The 19,890-nt window shown below is 61.3% G+C and carries 19 protein-coding genes and 1 pseudogene; 11 read left to right on the forward strand and 9 right to left on the reverse strand.

What is annotated here, in order from left to right; all coding sequences use genetic code 11:
• Positions 1–62: 62 nt before the first annotated feature.
• The gene (locus tag K6N12_RS27850) at positions 63–1,397 is read right to left on the reverse strand and encodes a dicarboxylate/amino acid:cation symporter (protein ID WP_097626782.1); all 1,335 of its coding nucleotides are present in this window, start codon (positions 1,395–1,397) and stop codon (positions 63–65) included.
• A gap of 224 nt (positions 1,398–1,621) precedes the next feature.
• On the opposite strand from K6N12_RS27850, the gene K6N12_RS27855 reads away from it, so the two are divergent.
• Together K6N12_RS27855 and K6N12_RS27860 are read left to right on the forward strand one after the other, a co-directional pair.
• Positions 1,622–3,493, forward strand: a complete 1,872-nt coding sequence (locus K6N12_RS27855) for a sensor histidine kinase (protein WP_097626780.1) — start codon at positions 1,622–1,624, stop codon at positions 3,491–3,493.
• Between the two features lie 4 nt (positions 3,494–3,497).
• Entirely contained in the window at positions 3,498–4,847 is a 1,350-nt protein-coding gene (locus K6N12_RS27860) for a sigma-54-dependent transcriptional regulator (protein WP_097626778.1), read from the forward strand.
• 6 nt (positions 4,848–4,853) lie between these two features.
• On the opposite strand, the gene K6N12_RS27865 is transcribed toward K6N12_RS27860, so the two are convergent.
• The gene (locus tag K6N12_RS27865; RefSeq protein WP_003593144.1) at positions 4,854–5,321 is read right to left on the reverse strand and encodes an Lrp/AsnC family transcriptional regulator; all 468 of its coding nucleotides are present in this window, start codon (positions 5,319–5,321) and stop codon (positions 4,854–4,856) included.
• A 231-nt stretch (positions 5,322–5,552) separates the two neighbouring features.
• On the opposite strand from K6N12_RS27865, the gene trxB reads away from it, so the two are divergent.
• The 6 genes and pseudogenes from trxB to K6N12_RS27895 all read left to right on the forward strand — a co-directional run bounded on the left by trxB (position 5,553) and on the right by K6N12_RS27895 (position 11,597).
• Positions 5,553–6,527 carry a thioredoxin-disulfide reductase gene (gene trxB, locus K6N12_RS27870; protein WP_097626776.1) on the forward strand — a complete coding sequence of 325 codons (975 nt, stop codon included), beginning with the start codon at positions 5,553–5,555 and terminating at the stop codon, positions 6,525–6,527.
• Between the two features lie 22 nt (positions 6,528–6,549).
• Positions 6,550–7,446: a LysR family transcriptional regulator VtlR gene (locus tag K6N12_RS27875; protein ID WP_003593139.1), complete on the forward strand. Its 897-nt coding sequence runs from the start codon at positions 6,550–6,552 to the stop codon at positions 7,444–7,446.
• Positions 7,447–8,108: 662 nt separating this feature from the next.
• Entirely contained in the window at positions 8,109–8,402 is a 294-nt protein-coding gene (locus K6N12_RS27880) for an ArsR/SmtB family transcription factor (RefSeq protein WP_097626774.1), read from the forward strand.
• Between the two features lies 1 nt (position 8,403).
• The gene (locus K6N12_RS27885; protein ID WP_097626772.1) at positions 8,404–9,570 is read left to right on the forward strand and encodes an MFS transporter; all 1,167 of its coding nucleotides are present in this window, start codon (positions 8,404–8,406) and stop codon (positions 9,568–9,570) included.
• A gap of 25 nt (positions 9,571–9,595) precedes the next feature.
• Positions 9,596–10,720 carry an alkene reductase gene (locus tag K6N12_RS27890; protein WP_097626770.1) on the forward strand — a complete coding sequence of 375 codons (1,125 nt, stop codon included), beginning with the start codon at positions 9,596–9,598 and terminating at the stop codon, positions 10,718–10,720.
• A gap of 76 nt (positions 10,721–10,796) precedes the next feature.
• Positions 10,797–11,597, forward strand: a pseudogene (locus K6N12_RS27895) (aminoglycoside phosphotransferase family protein).
• On the opposite strand, the gene K6N12_RS27900 reads toward K6N12_RS27895, so the two are convergent.
• On the reverse strand, positions 11,594–12,616 hold the full coding sequence (locus K6N12_RS27900) for an NAD-dependent epimerase/dehydratase family protein (RefSeq protein ID WP_131711516.1): 1,023 nt from the start codon (positions 12,614–12,616) through the stop codon (positions 11,594–11,596). The pseudogene K6N12_RS27895 and the gene K6N12_RS27900 sit on opposite strands and share 4 nt — an antisense overlap.
• 94 nt (positions 12,617–12,710) lie before the next feature.
• Here K6N12_RS27900 and K6N12_RS27905 point away from each other — a divergent pair, with 94 nt between their 5' ends.
• Together K6N12_RS27905 and K6N12_RS27910 are read left to right on the forward strand one after the other, a co-directional pair.
• Positions 12,711–13,610 carry a LysR family transcriptional regulator gene (locus K6N12_RS27905; protein WP_097626764.1) on the forward strand — a complete coding sequence of 300 codons (900 nt, stop codon included), beginning with the start codon at positions 12,711–12,713 and terminating at the stop codon, positions 13,608–13,610.
• A gap of 107 nt (positions 13,611–13,717) precedes the next feature.
• Positions 13,718–14,233 (forward strand): GrpB family protein, encoded by a 516-nt coding sequence (locus K6N12_RS27910; RefSeq protein ID WP_097626762.1) that lies wholly within the window; start codon positions 13,718–13,720, stop codon positions 14,231–14,233.
• 2 nt (positions 14,234–14,235) lie between these two features.
• Here the strand turns inward: K6N12_RS27910 and K6N12_RS27915 are convergent, their stop codons facing one another.
• A complete protein-coding gene (locus tag K6N12_RS27915; RefSeq protein WP_222149021.1) occupies positions 14,236–14,517 on the reverse strand; it encodes a DUF2188 domain-containing protein in 282 nt (93 codons plus the stop codon).
• A gap of 231 nt (positions 14,518–14,748) precedes the next feature.
• Between K6N12_RS27915 and K6N12_RS27920 the strand changes: the two genes are divergently transcribed.
• Positions 14,749–15,846, forward strand: a complete 1,098-nt coding sequence (locus tag K6N12_RS27920; RefSeq protein ID WP_097626758.1) for a calcium:cation antiporter — start codon at positions 14,749–14,751, stop codon at positions 15,844–15,846.
• Positions 15,847–15,899: 53 nt separating this feature from the next.
• Here the strand turns inward: K6N12_RS27920 and K6N12_RS27925 are convergent, their stop codons facing one another.
• The 5 genes from K6N12_RS27925 to K6N12_RS27945 form a co-directional block, all read right to left on the reverse strand.
• Positions 15,900–16,769 (reverse strand): 3-deoxy-manno-octulosonate cytidylyltransferase, encoded by an 870-nt coding sequence (locus tag K6N12_RS27925; protein WP_097626756.1) that lies wholly within the window; start codon positions 16,767–16,769, stop codon positions 15,900–15,902.
• A 35-nt stretch (positions 16,770–16,804) separates the two neighbouring features.
• Complete coding sequence (locus tag K6N12_RS27930; RefSeq protein WP_097626754.1) at positions 16,805–17,710, reverse strand: glycosyltransferase family 8 protein; 906 nt, start codon at positions 17,708–17,710, stop codon at positions 16,805–16,807.
• A 182-nt stretch (positions 17,711–17,892) separates the two neighbouring features.
• Positions 17,893–18,279, reverse strand: coding sequence for a type II toxin-antitoxin system VapC family toxin (locus K6N12_RS27935; RefSeq protein WP_097626752.1), 387 nt, complete (start codon positions 18,277–18,279; stop codon positions 17,893–17,895).
• Positions 18,280–18,281: 2 nt separating this feature from the next.
• The gene (locus K6N12_RS27940) at positions 18,282–18,542 is read right to left on the reverse strand and encodes a type II toxin-antitoxin system Phd/YefM family antitoxin (RefSeq protein WP_064839929.1); all 261 of its coding nucleotides are present in this window, start codon (positions 18,540–18,542) and stop codon (positions 18,282–18,284) included.
• Positions 18,543–18,641: 99 nt separating this feature from the next.
• Positions 18,642–19,844, reverse strand: coding sequence for a pyridoxal phosphate-dependent aminotransferase (locus K6N12_RS27945; RefSeq protein ID WP_097626750.1), 1,203 nt, complete (start codon positions 19,842–19,844; stop codon positions 18,642–18,644).
• Positions 19,845–19,890 lie beyond the last annotated feature (46 nt).

Here is a 19,890-nt window from a genome sequence, read left to right on the forward strand (position 1 = left end):
CAGAAAGCGAAACGGCCCGTCGGATAACGGGCCGCTGCAAAGATTGCCAACAATCGTGCTGATTATTCCGCCGGCTGCAGTCCGGCGGCCGGAGCGCTTTCTTCTGTCTGGCCGCCCAGGGCCCTGGCGAGCTGCGCGGTATCCAGTTCGTTTTCCCAGCGTGCCACGACGATCGTCGCCACGGCATTGCCGACGAGGTTGGTCAGCGCCCGGCATTCCGACATGAAGCGGTCGATGCCGAGGATGAGCGCCATGCCGGCGACCGGCACGGAGGGCACGACGGAGAGCGTGGCGGCAAGCGTGATGAAGCCGGCACCGGTGATGCCTGCGGCACCCTTGGAGCTCAGCATCGCTACCAAGAGCAGCAGGATCTGGTCACCCCAGGAGAGGTTGATGCCGGTTGCCTGGGCGATGAACAGCGCCGCCAGCGTCATGTAGATGTTGGTGCCGTCGAGATTGAAGGAATAGCCGGTAGGGATGACGAGGCCGACGACCGAGCGCTTGCAGCCGGCCTTTTCCATCTTGTTCATCAGGCCCGGAAGTGCGGCCTCCGACGACGAGGTGCCGAGAACCAGCAGCAGCTCTTCCTTGATGTAGCGCAGCAGCGCCAGGATCGAGAAGCCATTATAGCGCGCAACGGCGCCGAGAACGACGAGAACGAAGAGCAGCGACGTGAGGTAGAAAGTGCCGATCAGCATGGCGAGATTGGCGATCGATCCGATGCCGTACTTGCCGATGGTGAAGGCCATGGCGCCGAAAGCGCCGATCGGGGCAGCTTTCATCAGGATGGCGACGAGCTTGAAGACCGGCGCCGTCAGAGCATTGAGGAAATTGACGACCTGCTCGCCCTTTTCGCCGACCATGGCAAGCGCGATGCCGAAGAGCACCGAGAAGAACAGCACCTGCAGAATGTCGCCATCGGCAAAGGCGCCGACGATCGTCGTCGGAATGATATTGGTCAGGAAGCCGACGATGCTCTGCTCATGCGCCTTCGAGGCGTAGGTGGCGACGGCGGTGGGATCCAGCGACGCCGGGTCGATATTCATGCCGGCGCCGGGCTGGACGACATTGGCGACGACCATGCCGATGACCAGCGCCAAGGTCGAGAAGGTCAGGAAGTACAGCATCGCCTTGCCGGCGACGCGGCCGACCTTCTTCAGGTCGCTCATACCGGCAATGCCGGTCGCCACCGTCAGGAAAATGACCGGCGCGATAATCATCTTGACGAGTTTGATAAAGGCATCGCCGAGCGGCTTCAGCTGCGCGCCGAGTTCGGGATAGAAATGGCCGAGAAGGATACCCGCGGCGATAGCGGCGAGAACCTGAACGTAAAGATGGGAATAAAAGGGCTTCTTGCCCTTGCTGTCTGCGACTGCATCAAATGGTGCTGCGATCATGATGTCCTCCTTAAGGCTCGTCCGGAACGAACTCCGGCCTCCCGAGCCGTTCGCTTCAATCCAACAGCTCAGCCGTTGTTGCCATCTCCTTCGCAATCACTGTGCCAGTTTTGACGTACCTGACTAGAGCGTTGATTTTATTTAATAAAAATTTCCACGACCGATGAAAGCCCATCAAGAAATGCGGAAATCCGCACAAATCCATTTGCAACTAGTGCAGAAAAATGCACAAATTCGCCATGTCCCTGTCCCTGTCATCGCTGTGGCCTTCCCTGCCCCTGCGGCACCGCATCCGCCGGATGTGGTGGGCTTATGCAGTGATCGCGCTTGTTGCCGCCGCCCTCGGTCTGTGGGCAAGCGGCGAGATCGGCCGGCGCCATGCCGAGGCGGCCCTCGAAGAACAGGCCCGCACCGATGCCAGGCTGAATGCGGCATTGCTGCGCACGGTTCTCGAAAAATACCGGGCGCTGCCTTTCGTGCTGTCGCAGGATACGGCACTCGCCGCAGCCCTTGCGGGAAACGATGCCGGCACCTTCGAGCGGCTCAGCCAGAAGCTGGAGACGCTGGCGGCGGGAACCAAGGCTGCGGTCATCTATGTCATCGACAAGGACGGCATGGCGGTTGCGGCTAGCAACTGGCGCGAACCGACGAGCTTCGTCGGCAACGACTATCGTTTTCGGGAATATTTTCAGGGTGCGGTCGCTGAAGGACAGGCCGAGCACTTCGCGCTCGGCACAGTCAGCAAGAAACCCGGCCTTTATATCTCCGAGCGGATATCAGGCAGCAGCGGGCTGCTCGGTGTCGTCGTGGTCAAGGTCGAGTTCGACGACGTCGAAGCGGATTGGAGCGCCACGGACGCCCCCTCCTATGTCATCGACGATCGCGGCATCGTCCTCATCACCAGCGTTCCCTCCTGGCGGTTCATGACGATCGGCCGGATCCCCGGGGACCGGCTGACGACGATCCGCGAAAGTCTGCAATTCGGCGATGCGCCGCTGCAGCCGCTGCCGCTCGATACTGTGCGAAGTCTCGGCGAGAACCTCGACATCGTCGAAGTCGTCATGCCGGGAAGCGCAGGAAAAACCAGCTTTCTCGATGTCGGGATGCCGGTTCCCGCGACCGCCTGGCATTTGCAGCATCTCGTGGCGCTGGGGCCGTCCGTCGATGCGGGCATTCGCGAGGCCCGTATGTTGGCGCTGCTCACGCTCTTGCCGCTGCTGGCGGGCGCCGCCTTCCTGTTGCGCCGCCGCCAGGCGGTCACCCTCAGGATTTTGAGCGAACAGCAGGCGCGGGAGGAATTGGAACGGCGCGTGGCCGAACGGACACAGGATCTCAGCCAGGCGCGGGATCGGCTGCAGGCCGAGATCGTCGGCCACAGGAGCACCGAGCAGAAGCTGCAGGCGGTGCAGCAGGATCTGGTGCAGGCCAACCGGCTGGCGATCCTGGGCCAAGTGGCGGCCGGCGTCGCCCATGAGATCAATCAGCCGGTGGCGACCATCCGTGCCTATGCCGACAACGCCCGCACCTTTCTCTACCGCGGCCAGACCGCGCCGGCCGGTGAAAATCTCGATAGCATCGCGGCGCTGACGGAACGTATCGGCTCGATCACCGAGGACCTGAAGAGTTTTGCCCGCAAAGGCCGCGGCAGCGCCGAACCAACCGGCTTGAAGGATGTCATCGAGGGGGCCGTGATGCTGTTGCGCAGCCGCTTTGCCGGCCGCATGGACACGCTCGACATCGACCTGCCGCCGCCCGACCTGCAGGTCATGGGCAACAGGATCCGCCTCGAACAGGTGCTGATCAACCTGCTTCAGAACGCGCTTGAAGCGGTGGCGCCGAAGGCCGACGAGGCGCGCGTCGAGGTCAGGACGTCAAGCGAAGGGGAGATGGTGACGCTGACGGTTGCCGACAACGGCCCCGGCATTTCGCCTGAGATCCGCAAGGGCCTGTTCACGCCGTTCAACACCTCGAAGGAAAGCGGCCTCGGCCTCGGGCTGGTCATCTCCAAGGATATCGTCGGCGATTACGGCGGCCGGATGGAAGTTGACAGCAACGGCGGCGGGACTCGGTTCGTCGTTCATCTGAGGAAGGCTTGAGATCATGGCCGCACCGATGCCCGTTGCGCTGATCGACGATGACAAGGACCTGCGCCGCGCCACCGCCCAGACGCTGGAACTCGCCGGATTTTCCGTCTCGGCCTATGAGGGAGCGAAGGCCGCGCTGGCCGAGCTGTCCGCGGATTTTGCCGGCCCGGTCGTCACCGATATCCGCATGCCTGAGATCGACGGATTGCAGTTGTTCGCCATGCTCAAGGGCATCGACGCCGACCTGCCGGTGATCCTGATGACCGGTCATGGCGATATTCCAATGGCCGTTCAGGCGATCCAGGACGGCGCCTATGATTTCATCGCCAAGCCGTTTGCGGCCGACCGCCTCGTCCAGAGCGTGCGTCGCGCCGGCGAGAAGCGGCGGCTCATCCTGGAGAACCGCATGCTGCGCAAGGCGGCCGAAGATGCGCAGGAGAATTCGCCGCTGATCGGCCAGACGCCCGTCATGGAAAATCTGCGGAAGATCCTTCGCCACATCGCCGATACCGATGTCGACGTGCTCGTTGCCGGCGAGACCGGCAGCGGCAAGGAAGTCGTCGCCCAAATCCTGCATCAGTGGAGCCACCGCCGGAAGGGCAATTTCGTGGCGCTGAACTGCGGCGCGCTCCCCGAAACCGTCATCGAAAGCGAGCTGTTCGGCCACGAGGCCGGCGCCTTTACCGGCGCCCAGAAACGCCGCACCGGCCGCATCGAACATGCAAGCGGCGGCACGCTTTTCCTCGACGAGATCGAGAGCATGCCGGTCGCCACCCAGGTCAAGATGCTGCGGGTGCTGGAGATGCGCGAAATCACTCCGCTCGGCACCAATGAAGTACGCTCGGTCGATCTGCGCGTCGTCGCAGCCGCCAAGATCGATCTCGGCGATCCCGATCTGCGCGGCGATTTTCGCGAGGACCTCTATTACAGGCTGAATGTGGTGACGATCTCCATTCCGCCGCTGAGGGAGCGCCGCGACGATATTCCGCTGCTGTTTTCTCATTTCGCCGCGCGCGCCGCCGAGCGCTTTCGCAGAGAGGTGCCGGAGCTGTCGCCCGAGATGCGTCGCCACTTTGCCTCGCACGCATGGCCGGGCAATGTCCGCGAGCTCTCGCATTATGCTGAGCGTGTGGTGCTGGGCGTCGAAGGCGGCGCAGCCGCACCGGTCCCTGCTCAGCCGACCGGCGGCGGCACCCTGCCCGAACGGCTGGAACGCTACGAGGCGGAGATTATCCGCGACGCGCTCACGGCCAATGACGGCGACGTACGCAGCACCATCGAGGCGCTCGGCATACCGAGAAAGACGTTTTACGACAAGCTCCAGCGCCACGGGATCAACCGCGGTGGCTATACTGCGCGCAAATAGACTGTTTCAGACTTCCACCAGTCCCAGCTTCTTCACCTGTCGGATCGTCAGCATGGTGCGCACGGTATCGACATGTTCGTTCGCCGTCAGCACCTCGATGACGAAATCCTGGAAGTGGGTGAGATTCTCCGCCACGCAATGCAGCAGGAAATCGCTGTCGCCGGAGACCATCCAGGCCTGGCGCACCAGCGGCCATTCGGCGGTGGCGGCGGCGAAGGACTTGAGATTGCCTTCCGACTGATGCTTGAGGCCGACCATGCAGAAAGCGACGAGGTCGAAGCCGAGCCTCGGGCTGTTCAACATTGCATGGTAGCCCTCGATGATGCCCGCTTCCTCGAGCTTGCGCACCCGGCGCAGGCATGGCGGTGCCGAGATGCCGACGCGATCGGCCAGCTCCACATTGGTCATGCGGCCGTCGGCCTGCAATTCCCGGAGGATCTTAATATCGATGACGTCGAGCTCGGCGCGACCCACATCATGGCCTTTCTTTAATTCTCCGCGGGGAGCTTCTATATAAAGCCGCGGAATACGCAAGAATGTTTCACGCCGATGACGGATTCTTGCACATCCGCCCGATTTGCCTTGTTGGTAACGCAAGGCTGCCCTTGAATAAAAGCATTGGACGTTCATAAATGGCGCAGGGACCGCGAAACGGCCGCAATCGCCACTTAGCCGCCGCCCTCCTGCCAGTCGAAAGGAAATGACATGCCCGCCCGCCACACCAAGGTGCTCATCATCGGTTCCGGACCCGCAGGCTATACTGCCGCGGTCTATGCCGCGCGCGCCATGCTGAAGCCGGTCTTGATCGCCGGTCTCGAACAGGGCGGCCAGCTGATGATCACCACCGATGTGGAGAATTATCCGGGCTTTGCCGATCCGATCCAAGGTCCCTGGCTGATGGAACAGATGCTGCAGCAGGCAAAACATGTCGGCGCCGAGATCGTCAACGATCTGGTCACCGAAGTCGACATGAACCAGCGCCCCTTCGTCGCCCGCACCGACAGCGGGCAGGTCTGGACCGCCGATACGCTGATCATCGCCACCGGCGCCAAGGCCAAGTGGCTCGGCATCGAGAGCGAGCAGCATTTCCAGGGCTTCGGCGTTTCGGCCTGCGCCACCTGCGACGGATTCTTCTATCGCAACAAGGATGTGATTGTGGTCGGCGGCGGCAACAGCGCCGTCGAGGAAGCACTCTATCTCTCCAACATCGCCAAGTCGGTGACACTGGTCCACCGCCGCGACTTCTTCCGGGCCGAGAAGATCCTGCAGGAACGCTTGTTCTCCAAGGAGAACGTCAAGGTGCTGTGGAACACCGAAGTGGCCGAAATCACCGGCACGCCGGCCAAGCCGCCGATGCCGCAATCCGTCTCCGGCGCACGCCTGCGTGACGTCAAAACCGGCGCGATCACCGAGGTGGCAATCGACGGCGTCTTCGTCGCCATCGGCCATGCGCCGGCAACCGAGCTCTTCAAGGACAAATTGAAGCTGAAGGACAACGGCTATCTCTGGACGGCGCCGGACTCGACCGCGACCAGCCTGGAGGGGGTCTATGCCGCCGGCGACGTGACCGACGATACCTTCCGTCAGGCAATCACTGCCGCCGGTCTTGGATGCATGGCAGCGCTTGAAGCCGAGCGCTATCTGACGGGTCACATGCCCGTCGCCGTAGCCGCGGAGTAAGATCGGCATGAGGGGTGGGGGAATGCCATTGGATTGGGATAAGCTGCGTATTTTTCACGCAGCTGCCGAAGCGGGTTCGTTCACCCATGCGGCGGATAAACTCCATTTGTCCCAGTCCGCCATCAGCCGCCAGGTGAGCGCGCTGGAGCAGGATGTCGGCACCAAGCTGTTTCACCGCCATGCGCGCGGCCTGATCCTGACGGAACAAGGCGAGCTGCTTTACCGCACAGCCCATGACGTGCTGCTGAAGCTCGAAACCGTGAAGATGCAGCTGACGGAAACCAACGAAACACCGTCCGGCAAGCTGCGCGTCACCACCACGGTCGGCCTCGGCCAAGGCTGGCTGACCGACAAGATCCAGGAATTCCTGCAGCTTTATCCCGATGTGCAGATCCAGCTGATCCTCGACAACGAGGAAGTGGATGTGAACATGCGCCATGCCGACTGCGCGATCCGCCTGCGTCAGCCGCAGCAATCCGACCTCATCCAGCGCAAGCTCTTCACCGTGCACATGCACGTCTATGCCGCTCCCTCCTACATCAACCGCCATGGCGAGCCGCAGAAGATCGAGGATCTCGACAATCACCGCATCATCACCTTCGGCGAGCCGGCGCCGAGCTACCTGCTCGATGTCAACTGGCTTGAGGTCGCCGGCCGGTCGTCGGACAACAAGCGCATCCCGCATCTGCAGATCAACAGCCAGACCTCGATCAAGCGCGCCGCCCTGCTCGGCATCGGCGTCGCCTGCCTGCCGGACTACATCGTCGGCCGCGATCCTGGCCTCATTCAGCTGGCGATCAATGCCGACGTTCCCTCCTTCGACACCTATTTCTGCTATCCCGATGAGATCAAGAACGCCGCCAAGCTGAAGGCTTTCCGCGACTTCATCGTCAGCAAGGCCAGAAACTGGAATTTCTAGAATATCATGCCGAAAAGTGAGAGTGGCTTTCAGACGAGATCATGCTCACCTTCTTTGATTTAGATCCGGATGATTTTGGGCCGGATCGGCTTTGTATCATCGGATCTAAGCCAGATTTATGGAATGTTTTCCATACTATGCATTGAACGCATGACTGGCATGCACAAATAAGGGTTGCCGTTTGCCCATTAAACCACCATATCGCACATAGCTGATGCACATGGTGGCTTTTCCTCCCAGTTCCACCGCATTAGCTGTTCCCCTCTGGAGGTTTTTGACCTTCACACTTATAAGGGCCCTGGTTTTCCAGTGGCCCTCTTTTTTTGCCCTTGCCCGCCCAGGAAATGCTGCGTCGCAAAAAAATTGTGCGACGCATAGCAGGCATGCACAAAAAAGCATTGAAACCTGCCCAAGGAAGCACCATATTTCTCTCAGCTGATGCATCTTGTGGTTTCTCTCCCAGTACCACCGCATTAGCTGTTCCCCTCTGGAGGTTTTTGACCTTCACAATTACAAGGGCCCTGGTTTTCCGGTGGCCCTCTTTTTTTGCCCAAATTTTGCTCACTCAATAAAACGCACGGCCTCACGCCTCCGTGATTTGCATATCGACGCCTGACGATCAATATATCGATCGAAGACGATTTATAGTTCGGCTAACGACGATGGACAAAGACGAGATTATCAAGGCACTCGCCCATCCCACCCGGATGGACATTCTGAGCTGGCTGAAAAATCCCGAGCAGCATTTTCCTTCGCAGGAGCATCCTTTCGAAATGGGTGTCTGTGCCAGCCAGTTCGAACGCTGCGGCCTGTCGCAGTCGACGGTCTCGGCCCATTTGGGAACGCTGCATCGCGCCGGCCTCGTCACCACCAAACGCGTGGGACAGTGGATCTTCTACAAGCGCAACGAAGAAACGATCGCTGCATTCCTCAAGCAGCTGACGCAGGACCTATAAAATGCCCCTCGCCCTTCTCGTCCTTGCCTTGAGCTCGTTTGCTATAGGCACCACCGAATTCGTCATCATGGGTCTTCTGCCCGAGGTCGCCACCGATCTCTCGGTGACGATCCCGCAGGCCGGGTGGCTGGTAACCGGTTATGCACTGGCGGTCGCAATCGGCGCCCCGGTGATGGCTATTGCGACGGCCAAGCTGAAGCGCCGCACCGCCCTGATCGCGCTGATGGCCTTCTTCATCGCCGGCAACCTGCTTTGCGCGCTGGCAAGCGACTACTGGGTGCTGATGATTGCCCGTGTCGTGACCGCGCTTTGCCACGGCGCCTTCTTCGGCATCGGTTCGGTCGTCGCCGCCAGCCTGGTCGCCGAAGACCGCAAGGCCCGCGCCGTCGCCCTGATGTTTACCGGCCTGACGCTCGCCAATGTTCTTGGCGTGCCGCTCGGCACCGCCATCGGCCAGGCTTATGGCTGGCGCGCCACGTTCGGTATCGTCACCGTCATCGGCGTCGTCACCATATCAGGCCTGATCGCCATCCTGCCCAGGGATAAGCAGCAAGAGAACGGCAGTATCCTGCGCGAGATCGCCGCACTCCGGAATGGTGGCCTGTGGCTGGCGCTGTCCACCACCGTCTTCTTCGCCGCCTCGATGTTCGCGCTCTTCACCTATATCGCGCCGCTGCTGCGTGACGTTACCGGCATTTCCCCGGAAGGCGTCACCTGGACACTGTTCCTGATCGGCCTCGGGCTGACCATCGGCAATCTCGTCGGCGGCAAACTGGCCGACTGGCGGCTTGGCGCGACGCTTGCCGGTGTCTTCGCCGCCATCGCCGTTACGTCGATCGCCTTCAGCTATACCAGCCGCTTCTTCATCCCGGCTGAAATCACGCTTTTCCTCTGGGCCTTGGCAAGCTTTGCCGCTGTGCCGGCGCTCCAGGTCGGCGTCGTCGGTTTCGGTAAGGACGCCCCGAACCTGGTTTCAACCATCAATATCGGCGCCTTCAACACCGGTAACGCGCTCGGCGCCTGGGTTGGCGGCCTGGTCATCGATGCCGGCTTCGATCTTACCCGCGTCCCGCTCGCCGCAGCCTTGATGGCCCTGATCGGCCTCGGCGCGACTGGACTCACCTATCTCTCCGCCAGGGGCCGAGCCGCCCTCGCCCCTGCCGAGTGATCCTCCCGCAAAAGAAAGGACCATCATGGCCAAGCTTTTCGAACCCACCAAGGTTGGCGACATTACAGTCAAGAACCGCATCGTCATGGCGCCGCTCACCCGCAACCGCTCGCCGGGCGCCATCCCCAACGACCTCAATGTCGAATATTACCGCCAGCGCGCCACGGCAGGCCTGATCATTACCGAAGCGACCGCGATCACCCATCAGGGCCAGGGCTACGCCGACGTGCCCGGCCTTTACAGCAAAGAGGCTCTCGACGGCTGGAAGCGCGTCACCGACGCCGTTCACGCGGCCGGCGGCAAGATCGTCGTCCAGATGTGGCATGTCGGCCGCATCTCGCACACTACGCTGCAGCCGAATGGCGGCAAACCGGTCTCCTCTACCGACCGGATCGCCAAGGCCAAGACCTACCTGGTCAATGGCGACGGCACCGGCAGCTTTGCCGACACCTCCGAGCCGCGCGCCCTCGATACCGCTGAAATCCCGGGTATCATCGAAGATTACCGCAAGGCCGCGCGTGCGGCGATCAATGCCGGCTTCGACGGCGTCGAGATCCATGGCGCCAACGGCTACCTGCTCGACCAGTTCATCCGCGACGGCGTCAACGACCGCACCGATCAATATGGCGGCTCGATCGAAAACCGCGCCCGTTTGACCTTCGACGTCGTCGATGCCGTCGTCAGTGAAATCGGCGCAGGCCGAACCGCGATCCGCATATCGCCGGTGACACCGTCGGGCGAAAGCTACGATTCCAATCCGCAGGCGACTTTCACCCGTGTCGTCGAGGGGCTGGCCAAATACGATCTGGCCTATATCCATGTGATCGAAGGCCAGACCGGCGGTGATCGCGACTACCGCCAGGGCGACAATCCTTCCTTCGATTACAAGGCGTTGCGCCAGGCTTATGAAACCGCCGGCGGCAAGGCCGACTGGATGGTCAATAACGGTTATGACCGCGATCTAGCGATCGATGCTGTGGAAAGCGGCCGCGTCGACCTCGTCGCCTTCGGCAAGCCCTTCATCGCCAATCCCGATCTCGTCGAACGCTTGGCGAAGAACCTGCCGCTCAACACGCCCGACCAGTCGACCTTCTATGGCGGCACCGCCAGGGGCTATGTCGACTATCCCGCTCTCGAAAAGGTCGCCTGAACCTTTGGAACACACATTGCGAATCCCGCCGAAAGGCGGGATTTTCATTTCCCACGGATCTTTGTAGGGTGTGCCTATGTTCGCTCCCCATCTTGATCGCTGGTCGCTGATATCAGACGGCGAGCCCATCATCACCCATTCAAGCCGTCTGCTGCCGGTCCTCTGGCAGGAGAAGCCTGCCATGCTGAAAGTGGCCGCCGATGTCGACTAACGATACGGCGCGCTGTTGATGCAATGGTGGGATGGCGACGGCGCAGCCCATGTCTACGCTCATGAGGGCGACGCGGTACTCCTGGAACGGGCGATGGGGGAACGCTCGCTGCTTGCCATGGCGATGAACGGCGAGGACGACGAGGCAAGCCGCATCCTCTGCCGAACGGCCGCAAGGCTGCATGCGCCGCGCGAAAAACCGCTTCCCGATCCCATCCCCCTCAGCCGCTGGTTCCGCGATCTCGAGCCGGCGGCAGGCAAACATGGCGGCACGCTGGCCGAATGCTCGGCGATTGCCAATGCGCTGCTTGCCGATCCGCGCGACCTCACCGTCCTCCACGGCGACATTCACCACGACAATATCCTCGATTTCGAGGCGCGCGGCTGGCTGGCGATCGATCCGAAGCGACTGCATGGCGAGCGCGGCTTCGATTTCGCCAACATCTTCGCCAACGAGGAACTGCCGACCATTACCGATCCGGCTCGCTTCCGCCGCCAGCTCGCCATCGTCTCGGCGGAGGCTCGGATCGAGCCGAAGCGGCTGCTGCAGTGGATTGCCGCCTATTCCGGCCTTTCCGCCGCCTGGTTCCTCGGCGATCCGAACATTGAGCAGGCCGAGACGGCGTTGAAGGTCGCCCGGATTGCGCTGGCAGAACTCGAGGCTTAACCCGCACTCTCGGACGAAGGTGCGATCAAGGCCGCCGCCATCTCACGATGCGGTTCAGGCAGGCAGCCGAGCGCCACGAGCGAAGCTCTGACGGCCTCGTCGATCGGCGTCTGCGGTTCCTTGCCGAGTTCGGCAGTGAGCTTGGTGTTGCTCATCCTCAGCGGCACCTTCCAGAGATACCGCATCTCCTTGATCTCCCGCAGCATCGGAGCGAACGGCGCGGCGAGCGGCACGATCCACCAGGGAAAACGGGCGATCCTGGCTTTGCCGCCTGCGACACGCTTGATCGCTTCGGCCATCTGCATACCGTCTGCATCCCAGAACCCCTCCATATGATAGACGGCAAAGGGGGGCAACCGATCGGCGCGCTCGATGAGCTGGGCCATGGTTTCCGCCATATCGGGCAGATAGGCCCACTGATGGCCGATGCCGCGCTGCCCCGGATTCTTGATCGTGCCGACGGGTTTACCCGGCGTGACCAGGCCCGATGAAAACCAGCTGTTTCCAGTCGTGCCCGGGCCGAAGAAATCCCCTGCCCTGACGATGATCGCTCCAACACCAGCTTCACATGCCGCTTCCAGCCGCTTCTCCATCTCGACGCGGATTGCCCCCTTCTTCGTCAGCGGATGCTGCGGGCTTTCCTCTGTCGGCGCCGGCAGGGCGTCCGGCCCGAAATTGTAGACGTTTCCAGGCAGTACAATGCGGGCGCCGACGGTGCGGGCAGCAGCGATGGTATTGTCCATCATCGGCAGCACCAGCGTTCCCCAATTGCGATAGCCGGGCGGATTGACGGCGTGGACGATCATGCTGACGCCTTCGGCCGCCCTCAGGACGTCACCAGCATTGATCGCATCGCCCTGCACCCATTCGAAAGCCGGCTCGCGCCTCGACACCTTGGCGGCGTCACGGTTAAGCGCCCGGATGCGCCAGCCGCGCGCAAGCAGCTTGCGGGCAACCGCGCTGCCGATACCGCCGGTGGCGCCGAGAACGAGGGCCGTCTTCTTCATTTCGCTGCTCATGACAATCATCTCCTTCGCTTGAATGGAGGGATTATGCCATCGGCCCCAAGTAAACAAAATTGACGAAATAAATGCAGCTGCTATACAAAAATATATGAACATAGAACCGAGCTGGGATTTCTACCGCACCTTCCTGACCGTGCTCCAGCAAGGGTCGCTTTCGGCCGCCGCCCGCGAGTTGGGGCTGACGCAGCCGACCATAGGCCGCCATATTGACGCATTGGAAACGGCAATCGGCGCCGAACTCTTCACCCGATCCCCGAACGGGCTGCTGCCGACCGACGCCGCATTGGCGCTGAAGCCCTATGCCGAGACGCTGGCGGCAACCACTGCCGCGCTTTTGCGCACAGCATCCGGTGAGCGCGAGCGCGTCGCCGGAACCGTCAGGGTCAGCGCCAGCGAGGTCATCGCAGTCGAAGTACTGCCTGGGATTCTCGGCCCGCTGCAGGACGCTTATCCCGAACTCCAGATCGAGCTGTCGGCTTCCGATGCGATTGAGGATCTGGTGAGCCGCGAGGCCGATATTGCCGTGCGCATGGCCGAGCCGCAGCAGGGTGCGCTCGTCGTGCGCCGCATCGGCGATATCCCGCTTGGTTTCCACGCCCATCGCCGCTACCTCGAACGACACGGCATTCCGCAAACCCTGGCCGACCTCGCAAACCACCGGCTCATCGGCTTCGACCGCCAGACGGCCTATGTCCGCCTGGTAACAAAACGCTATGAGGTGCCGGGCATCGACTTCTCCTACAGGACCGACAGCAATCTTGCCCAGCTTTCGGCGATCCGCGCCGGCGTCGGCATCGGTCTCTGCCAGATTGGGCTCGTACGTGACAATCCCGATCTGGTGCACCTCCTGCCCGATGCGTTCAAGATCCCGCTCGGCACCTGGGTGGCGATGCATGAGAGCCTGAAGACCTCGCCGCGCTGCCGCGCCACCTTCGACGCACTGGTCAAGGGGCTTCAGGATTATCACCGATATTCGACCGGCACATAACCTCGAAATCCGGAATCGATTTTTGGAGAGAATCATGCGCACATTTCAACGCAAGAGAGCAACCGAAATCTGCCTTGTCGGACGCGCGGCGCTGTAAGCGGAAGAAAATGATGAGCCACGATCCGGTTGAACTCGTGCCCTACGATCCGCAATGGTCGCAGGCGTTCCGGCGCATCCGTGACAGGTTGCTCGTCTTGCTGCCGCAGGCGCTCTCCATCGATCACATCGGCAGCACCTCCATATCGGGCATGACCGCCAAGCCGCTGATCGATATCGACATCGTTCTTCCCAGCCTCGGGCATATCGAGGCTGCCACCGATGTGCTTCTGGCCGAAGGTTACGAACCGCGCGGCAATCGTTATGACGACGAGGTCTGGGCGTTTTTATCGAGAGGTTTGGTGCCGCGGGAGCGGGTCTACCTTTGTCCAGCCGGCAATGGCACGCATCGAAACAGGCTAGCTTTCCGGGATCATCTCATTGCGCATCCCGAGGCTGCGGCCGAATATGCCGCGCTCAAACGCAGGCTGGCGGGCGAATTCAGGATGGATGGGGACGGCTATACCGCGCATAAGCGCGAATTCGTCGACGCAATCGTCGCGCGGGCATTGGCGGACGATCGCTGACTTCAAAAGCCTTGCGAGGCCCCGGCCCCGCGGTCCTTCCACTGACCGTCTACCACCTCGGTTTCCGGCCGGTCACCGCCTTCGGCATATTCCTCATGCCACTTGCCATTCTCGTCCTGCCAACTGATCTCGGCGGAATCGCCGCCGACCTGCTGTTCGGCCGCGACGATGCGCGCGGCTTCGAGCGCCTCGGCATGAGTGGGGAATGCCTCGGAATAAACGCCTCCGAGCCTGTAAGCCCAACCGCCGTCATGCGGCATGACTTCGTAGACCACCTTGATCATGCATCCGTCTCCTCATCTTCTTGTTGCGCATTCGCACGCTTCCGGACAGGATCCGGATCATCGCGGCCGCTTGACAAGAATTCGAGGACGCCGCGATCTGCTTTCCGGCCCCGATGACATTCAGTATTCCATTAAACGCCGAAGACTGCAAATGGCCCCAGACCGCGGCTTTCTTGATATGCGAAATCAGTGACTTAGATAAAACGCATGAATCGGGACAGGAGCTGAGACTTGGCGATTGCGTCACGCTTAAAACAAGAGAAGTTTCTGGTCGCCTCAATTGCCGTTGCAGCGATCGCCTATCTCTTGGAACACGCGGTGATCGAGATGGGACGCGGCGTCGCGTTGATTGCCGCCGCCGCCCTGGTCGGCACCATCGTTCTCGCCTCGATCCGCGTTGCCCATCATGCCGAACTGCTCGCCATCAAGGTCGGCGACCCCTATGGCACGATGATCCTGACACTGTCGGCTGTTGCCGTGGAGGTCATCATCCTCGCCATCATGATGAGCGGAGAGAGTTCGCCGACACTGGTGCGCGACACGATCTATTCCGCCCTGATGCTCGATATCAACGGCATTCTGGGTCTCGCCGCCCTGCTCGGCGGCCTGAAGCACGGAGAACAGCCCTACAACGACAATTCGGGCAAGACCTACGGCGTGATGATCCTCACCGCCATGGGCATCTCGATGATAGTGCCGGAATTCGTGCCCCGCGACAAATGGCACTATTATTCCGCCTTCACCATCGTCGCGATGATTGCGCTCTACGGCCTCTTCCTGCGCATGCAGGTCGGCCAGCACAGCTATTTCTTCAGCTACAGCTACCCGCGCTCCGAACGGAAGAAAGGGGCTTCGGATGCGCACGGCGCTGACGAACCGGCCGCGATATCGATCGCCACCATTCTCGTCGGCGTCGTCATCATCGGCCTGCTGGCCGAGTTCATGTCGGCCTTGATGACCGAGGGTTTGCGCGACAGCGGCGCGCCGATCGCCGTCACCGCCGTCGTCGTCGCCGCGATTTCAGCTGCCCCCGAGATCCTGACCGCCTTGAGGGCAGCGCTCAGAAACCGCATGCAGGCGACGGTCAACATCGCCATGGGCGCCTCGCTTTCGACCGTGATCCTGACGGTGCCGGTCATGGAGGCGATCGCGCTCTATACCGGCCAGCCCTTCATCATGGCGATGACCCCGGTGCAGACGGTGATGGTGACGATCACGCTGATTGCCGCAGCGATCAACCTCAATGACGGCGAGACCAACGCCATCGAAGGCATGACGCACTTCATCCTCTTTGCCACCTTCGTCATGCTGACGGCACTGGGGCTTTGAGAGAGCGGTCACGCGCTCGGCAGGTCACGCCCGTCGGCGAGGTCCTGCGTCGGTCAATCCTTAGATTTTTCCAGGAAGCGCTCTTTACGGGTTTTTGGTTTGAAGCGCCGGAAGAAGTTTTCGACGGCGCGGATGGATTTGGTGACGGACATCAGCCTGTCGATCTGGCTGTTCGCATTGTGAAGCCGCTCAGACAGGACTTCGGCCGCCGTCATCGCGATTTCGACCGGCGGCACCTGCGGAAAGCGTTTGGCGAGCGCCGCATAGGGGCTGGCATCGACGCCGCCCATCATCGAGATCGTGCCCATCCTGGCAAAAAGACGCAGGAAGATTTGCTCGAACGTCCAATCGTGTACGTCGAAGACCTTCCACTTCTCGCTTCTCTTTGCCGAAAAGCCGGCAAGCAGGATCTTGCCCGGCAGCTGCAGATCGGCGAGCCAGAGCGCCATCGCAAAGCCGCTCGTCGCGATCTTGCCTGCCGGATAGAGATCTCCGATCATTTGCGTCAGATCGAGGTGGCGGGCGCGAGTGCCGTTGAAGCGGCTCTCCTCGCTGAAGTTCTCCTCGGGGGAAACGCGGATGTTGACCACACCCAGAAAATCATCGCCGGCAAAGAAGCGCAAGACATCCGCCACCTCGCGCCGGTGAACGATATTGGCGCCCATCACACCGCTGCGGGCGACCAGCACCGCATGTCCGGCGAAGGGTTCGTCGAGCACCTTGTAGACGTTGTTGAAGAAGACGTAGAGCGTCGTCTCCGGCAGCTCGCTTCGCAGCCGCTCCAAATCGACAGCCTCGCTGTTTGCCACCAGCACGATGTGGGAATAGCGCGACAGCAGCGCCTTCCACGCGTCCGGCGTCAGGAAATTGAAGCCGCTATCGGCGGCGGCTAGCCTCTGCGTATCACTGGGGATCGATTCCATATCGGCTCACATGCACTTTCCAAGGACGCGCCTTGCTAGCTGTTGCTGAAATAGGCGCGCATCCGTGCAAGCCGCGCCAGCCCGCCGATCTGCTTTCCCATATGCAAGACGAATCCGCCGATCCGGCCCGCAGCCGACGGCTGCCTGCAGAAGGACGCCCAGGGCGTGTTGCGGAGATCCTCGACATACTGCCTGGCCATCCGCCGATGCACCCAGGAAACGGTCGCCTGCCACGGTTTCTTGCGGCCGGTAAAGTGAAAGATGGCCGGCCGATCGACGAAAGGCAAAAGCCCCGTCTGCGTGTTCCAGCGCGGATCGAGCACCAGCCAGTCGCCGTCGAAACTGACGTTCAGCGCATCCTGGTCGTTGTTTTCGAACAGATGCGACCGCTCCTCGAAGATCTCCCGGGTTCTGGCGAAAAGCCCCTTCGCGCGGCAGGCCGACCAGTCAAACAGCAATACGCCGGCATTGAAATAGCGTCCGCCCTCGCCCATACCGATCTTGCGCTGCCGTGCGCCGGCTTTCTCTGGGAAGGCCATGACATAATCGTCGACCGCGGCAAGCGCCTTGCCTCGGAGATCCCTGGTAAAGAGTTCGTCGACGGGCGCCACCGCGAGCACGTCGGCATCAAGGTAAAGCAGGCGCTCGATATGATCGGGAATATGCAGATCCATGTAGAGCCGCGCCAGTGTCGCGCCCGACCAGCGGCCCCGGGCCTGCTTTGCCGTATCCGGGGTATTATAGGGCAGCACAGTGATCGCCATGTCGTGCAACTGCGCGAAACTACCGACCTCGGCGATCTCGTTCGGCTTGAGGTCGATACCGAGAAGCAGGAACTCCACGCCAGGAGCGTCGAGATTGCGCTTGACCGAAAGCAGCGTGCAGCAGGCAGCCGGCAGCATGTTGACATCCGAACAGACGATCACCGCACTCTGCTGCAAAATCCCGGCCCCCCGAAGCGGCAACTTAAACTTGATGCCGGATATCTAGTGGGTTTGGTGGCCGCCCGCAACCGCAGATCACCGGCCGAACCGTCGCTCCTCGTCACGTTTTGAATCGGAATTCAACGACTTGCGAGGCAAAGCGGAATCAACGCCCTAAGGCCTTGAATCGGGACATGAGCCTAAAGTCGCAGCGCCAGCGGATGATCGACGAGCAGGCGGTCGACTGTCGCAAGTTGCAGGCCCTCGACCTTGCATTGCGCCAGCAGCAATCGGTCGAAGGGATCGCGCGTGTCCGGCTCTGGGTCGGCGGCGGTGATGACGTGCTGAATTTCGATCCGCAATAATATCAGCCCTATTTCTTCAAGAGACCGCGCGATGTCTTCAAGCGGCATGCCAGTATCCAGCTTTCCCAGACGAGCCTTGATCGCCGTTTCCCAGAGACTTGCGACGCTGACGAAGCCCTCGGTCTTGCTATCACCAAGCAGCGCCGCGATCTCTGGGAACCGTTGTCCCACGTCCTTGCGCAGGATCGCGAGAACGATATGGGTATCGAGGAGAAGCCTCATCGCTACGGCAAAGGTTTCAGGAGAAAATCCTCCGGCAGCGGATCATCAAAATCATCCGCGATGAACGGTACAGGATTGGTGATGCCCCGCGCACGCAGATAAGCCTGACCGGCTTCCAGGTCCAAGCCGCCGCGCTTCTGATGCGGTACAAGATCGAAGACCGGGCGGCCGTTGCGCGTCACGACGATGGTCTCGCCTTCCTCGACCTCGCGGGCAAGCTCGGTCAGGCGGTTCTTCGCGTCGCGGATCGAAACGGTCTTCATGCCACAAATGTAGCTACATGCAGCCACATCGTCAACGTCGCCACAAGCAAAAGGCCCGCCGTCGCCGGCAGGCCTTCGATCGATACTATCGCAGTCCGCTTACTTGCAGGCGGCGCAAAAACGCTGGATGCGGCGGCAGGCTTCCTCGAGAAGATCTTCCGACGTCGCATAGGAGATGCGGAAATTAGGGCCGAGGCCGAAGGCCGAGCCATGAACGACGGCGACGCCTTCCGATTCCAGAAGCTCGGAAACGAAATCCTCATCCGTCTCGATGACTTTGCCGGAGGGTGCGGTTTTGCCGATCAAGCCCTTGCAGGAGGGATAGACGTAGAAGGCGCCTTCCGGCACCGGGCAAACGATGCCCTTGGCCTGGTTCAGCATGGAAACGACGAGATCGCGGCGGCCTTCGAAGATCTTCTTGTTCTCAGGAATGAAGTCCTGCGTGCCGTTCAGCGCTTCGACGGCGGCCCACTGGGCAATCGACGTCGCGCCTGAGGTCTGCTGGCCCTGGATCATGTCCATCGCCTTGATGAGCTGGATCGGGCCTGCGGCATAGCCGATACGCCAACCGGTCATCGCATACGCCTTGGAAACGCCGTTCATCGTCAGTGTGCGGTCATAGAGCTTCGGCTCGACTTCGACGGGCGTAACGAACTTGAAGTCGCCATAGGTCAGGTGCTCGTACATATCGTCGGTCAGCACCCAGACATGCGGATGCTTCATCAGCACGTCTGTCAATGCCTTCAGCTCGGCATGCGTATAGGCCGCACCCGTCGGGTTGGACGGCGAGTTGAAGATGAACCACTTGGTTTTCGGCGTGATCGCCTTTTCCAAATCGGCGGCCTGGAGCTTGAAATTATGCTCCTGGGTCGCGGAAACGAAAACCGGCGTGCCGCCGCACAGCGCCACCATCTCAGGGTAGGAAACCCAGTAAGGTGCGGGGACGACGACTTCATCGCCGGGGTTCAGCGTCGCCATGAAGGCGTTGAACAGGATCTGCTTGCCGCCGGTGCCGACGATTGTCTGCTCCCAGGAATACTCCAGGCCGTTTTCGCGCTTGAATTTGGCGGCGATCGCCTTGCGCAGTTCGGGAATGCCGGAAACCGGCGTGTACTTGGTCTCGCCGCGGTTGATCGCCTCGATGGCGGCCGTCTTGATATTCTCCGGCGTATCGAAATCCGGCTCGCCTGCGCCGAGGCCAATGACGTCACGTCCTTTTGCTTTCAGCTCACGCGCTTTCTGGGAAACGGCGATGGTGGCTGAAGGCTTCACACGGGAAAGAGCATCGGCAAGGAAGGCCATGATATCGGTCCTAATGGTTGATACGGGCAGAAAGCCGCGACCGGAG

The organism is Rhizobium redzepovicii, from assembly GCF_019793435.1.
Lineage (GTDB): Bacteria > Pseudomonadota > Alphaproteobacteria > Rhizobiales > Rhizobiaceae > Rhizobium > Rhizobium redzepovicii.

Excerpts from the sequence above, each read along its gene's own strand:
- K6N12_RS27850 (WP_097626782.1), bottom strand. The coding sequence starts at position 1,397 with ATGATCGCAGCACCATTTGATGCAGTCGCAGACAGCAAGGGCAAGAAG.
- K6N12_RS27855 (WP_097626780.1), top strand. The coding sequence starts at position 1,622 with ATGCACAAATTCGCCATGTCCCTGTCCCTGTCATCGCTGTGGCCTTCC.
- K6N12_RS27860 (WP_097626778.1), top strand. The coding sequence starts at position 3,498 with ATGGCCGCACCGATGCCCGTTGCGCTGATCGACGATGACAAGGACCTG.
- trxB (WP_097626776.1), top strand. The coding sequence starts at position 5,553 with ATGCCCGCCCGCCACACCAAGGTGCTCATCATCGGTTCCGGACCCGCA.
- K6N12_RS27875 (WP_003593139.1), top strand. The coding sequence starts at position 6,550 with ATGCCATTGGATTGGGATAAGCTGCGTATTTTTCACGCAGCTGCCGAA.
- K6N12_RS27880 (WP_097626774.1), top strand. The coding sequence starts at position 8,109 with ATGGACAAAGACGAGATTATCAAGGCACTCGCCCATCCCACCCGGATG.
- K6N12_RS27885 (WP_097626772.1), top strand. The coding sequence starts at position 8,404 with ATGCCCCTCGCCCTTCTCGTCCTTGCCTTGAGCTCGTTTGCTATAGGC.
- K6N12_RS27890 (WP_097626770.1), top strand. The coding sequence starts at position 9,596 with ATGGCCAAGCTTTTCGAACCCACCAAGGTTGGCGACATTACAGTCAAG.
- K6N12_RS27900 (WP_131711516.1), bottom strand. The coding sequence starts at position 12,616 with ATGAGCAGCGAAATGAAGAAGACGGCCCTCGTTCTCGGCGCCACCGGC.
- K6N12_RS27905 (WP_097626764.1), top strand. The coding sequence starts at position 12,711 with ATGAACATAGAACCGAGCTGGGATTTCTACCGCACCTTCCTGACCGTG.
- K6N12_RS27910 (WP_097626762.1), top strand. The coding sequence starts at position 13,718 with ATGATGAGCCACGATCCGGTTGAACTCGTGCCCTACGATCCGCAATGG.
- K6N12_RS27915 (WP_222149021.1), bottom strand. The coding sequence starts at position 14,517 with ATGATCAAGGTGGTCTACGAAGTCATGCCGCATGACGGCGGTTGGGCT.
- K6N12_RS27925 (WP_097626756.1), bottom strand. The coding sequence starts at position 16,769 with ATGGAATCGATCCCCAGTGATACGCAGAGGCTAGCCGCCGCCGATAGC.
- K6N12_RS27935 (WP_097626752.1), bottom strand. The coding sequence starts at position 18,279 with ATGAGGCTTCTCCTCGATACCCATATCGTTCTCGCGATCCTGCGCAAG.
- K6N12_RS27940 (WP_064839929.1), bottom strand. The coding sequence starts at position 18,542 with ATGAAGACCGTTTCGATCCGCGACGCGAAGAACCGCCTGACCGAGCTT.
- K6N12_RS27945 (WP_097626750.1), bottom strand. The coding sequence starts at position 19,844 with ATGGCCTTCCTTGCCGATGCTCTTTCCCGTGTGAAGCCTTCAGCCACC.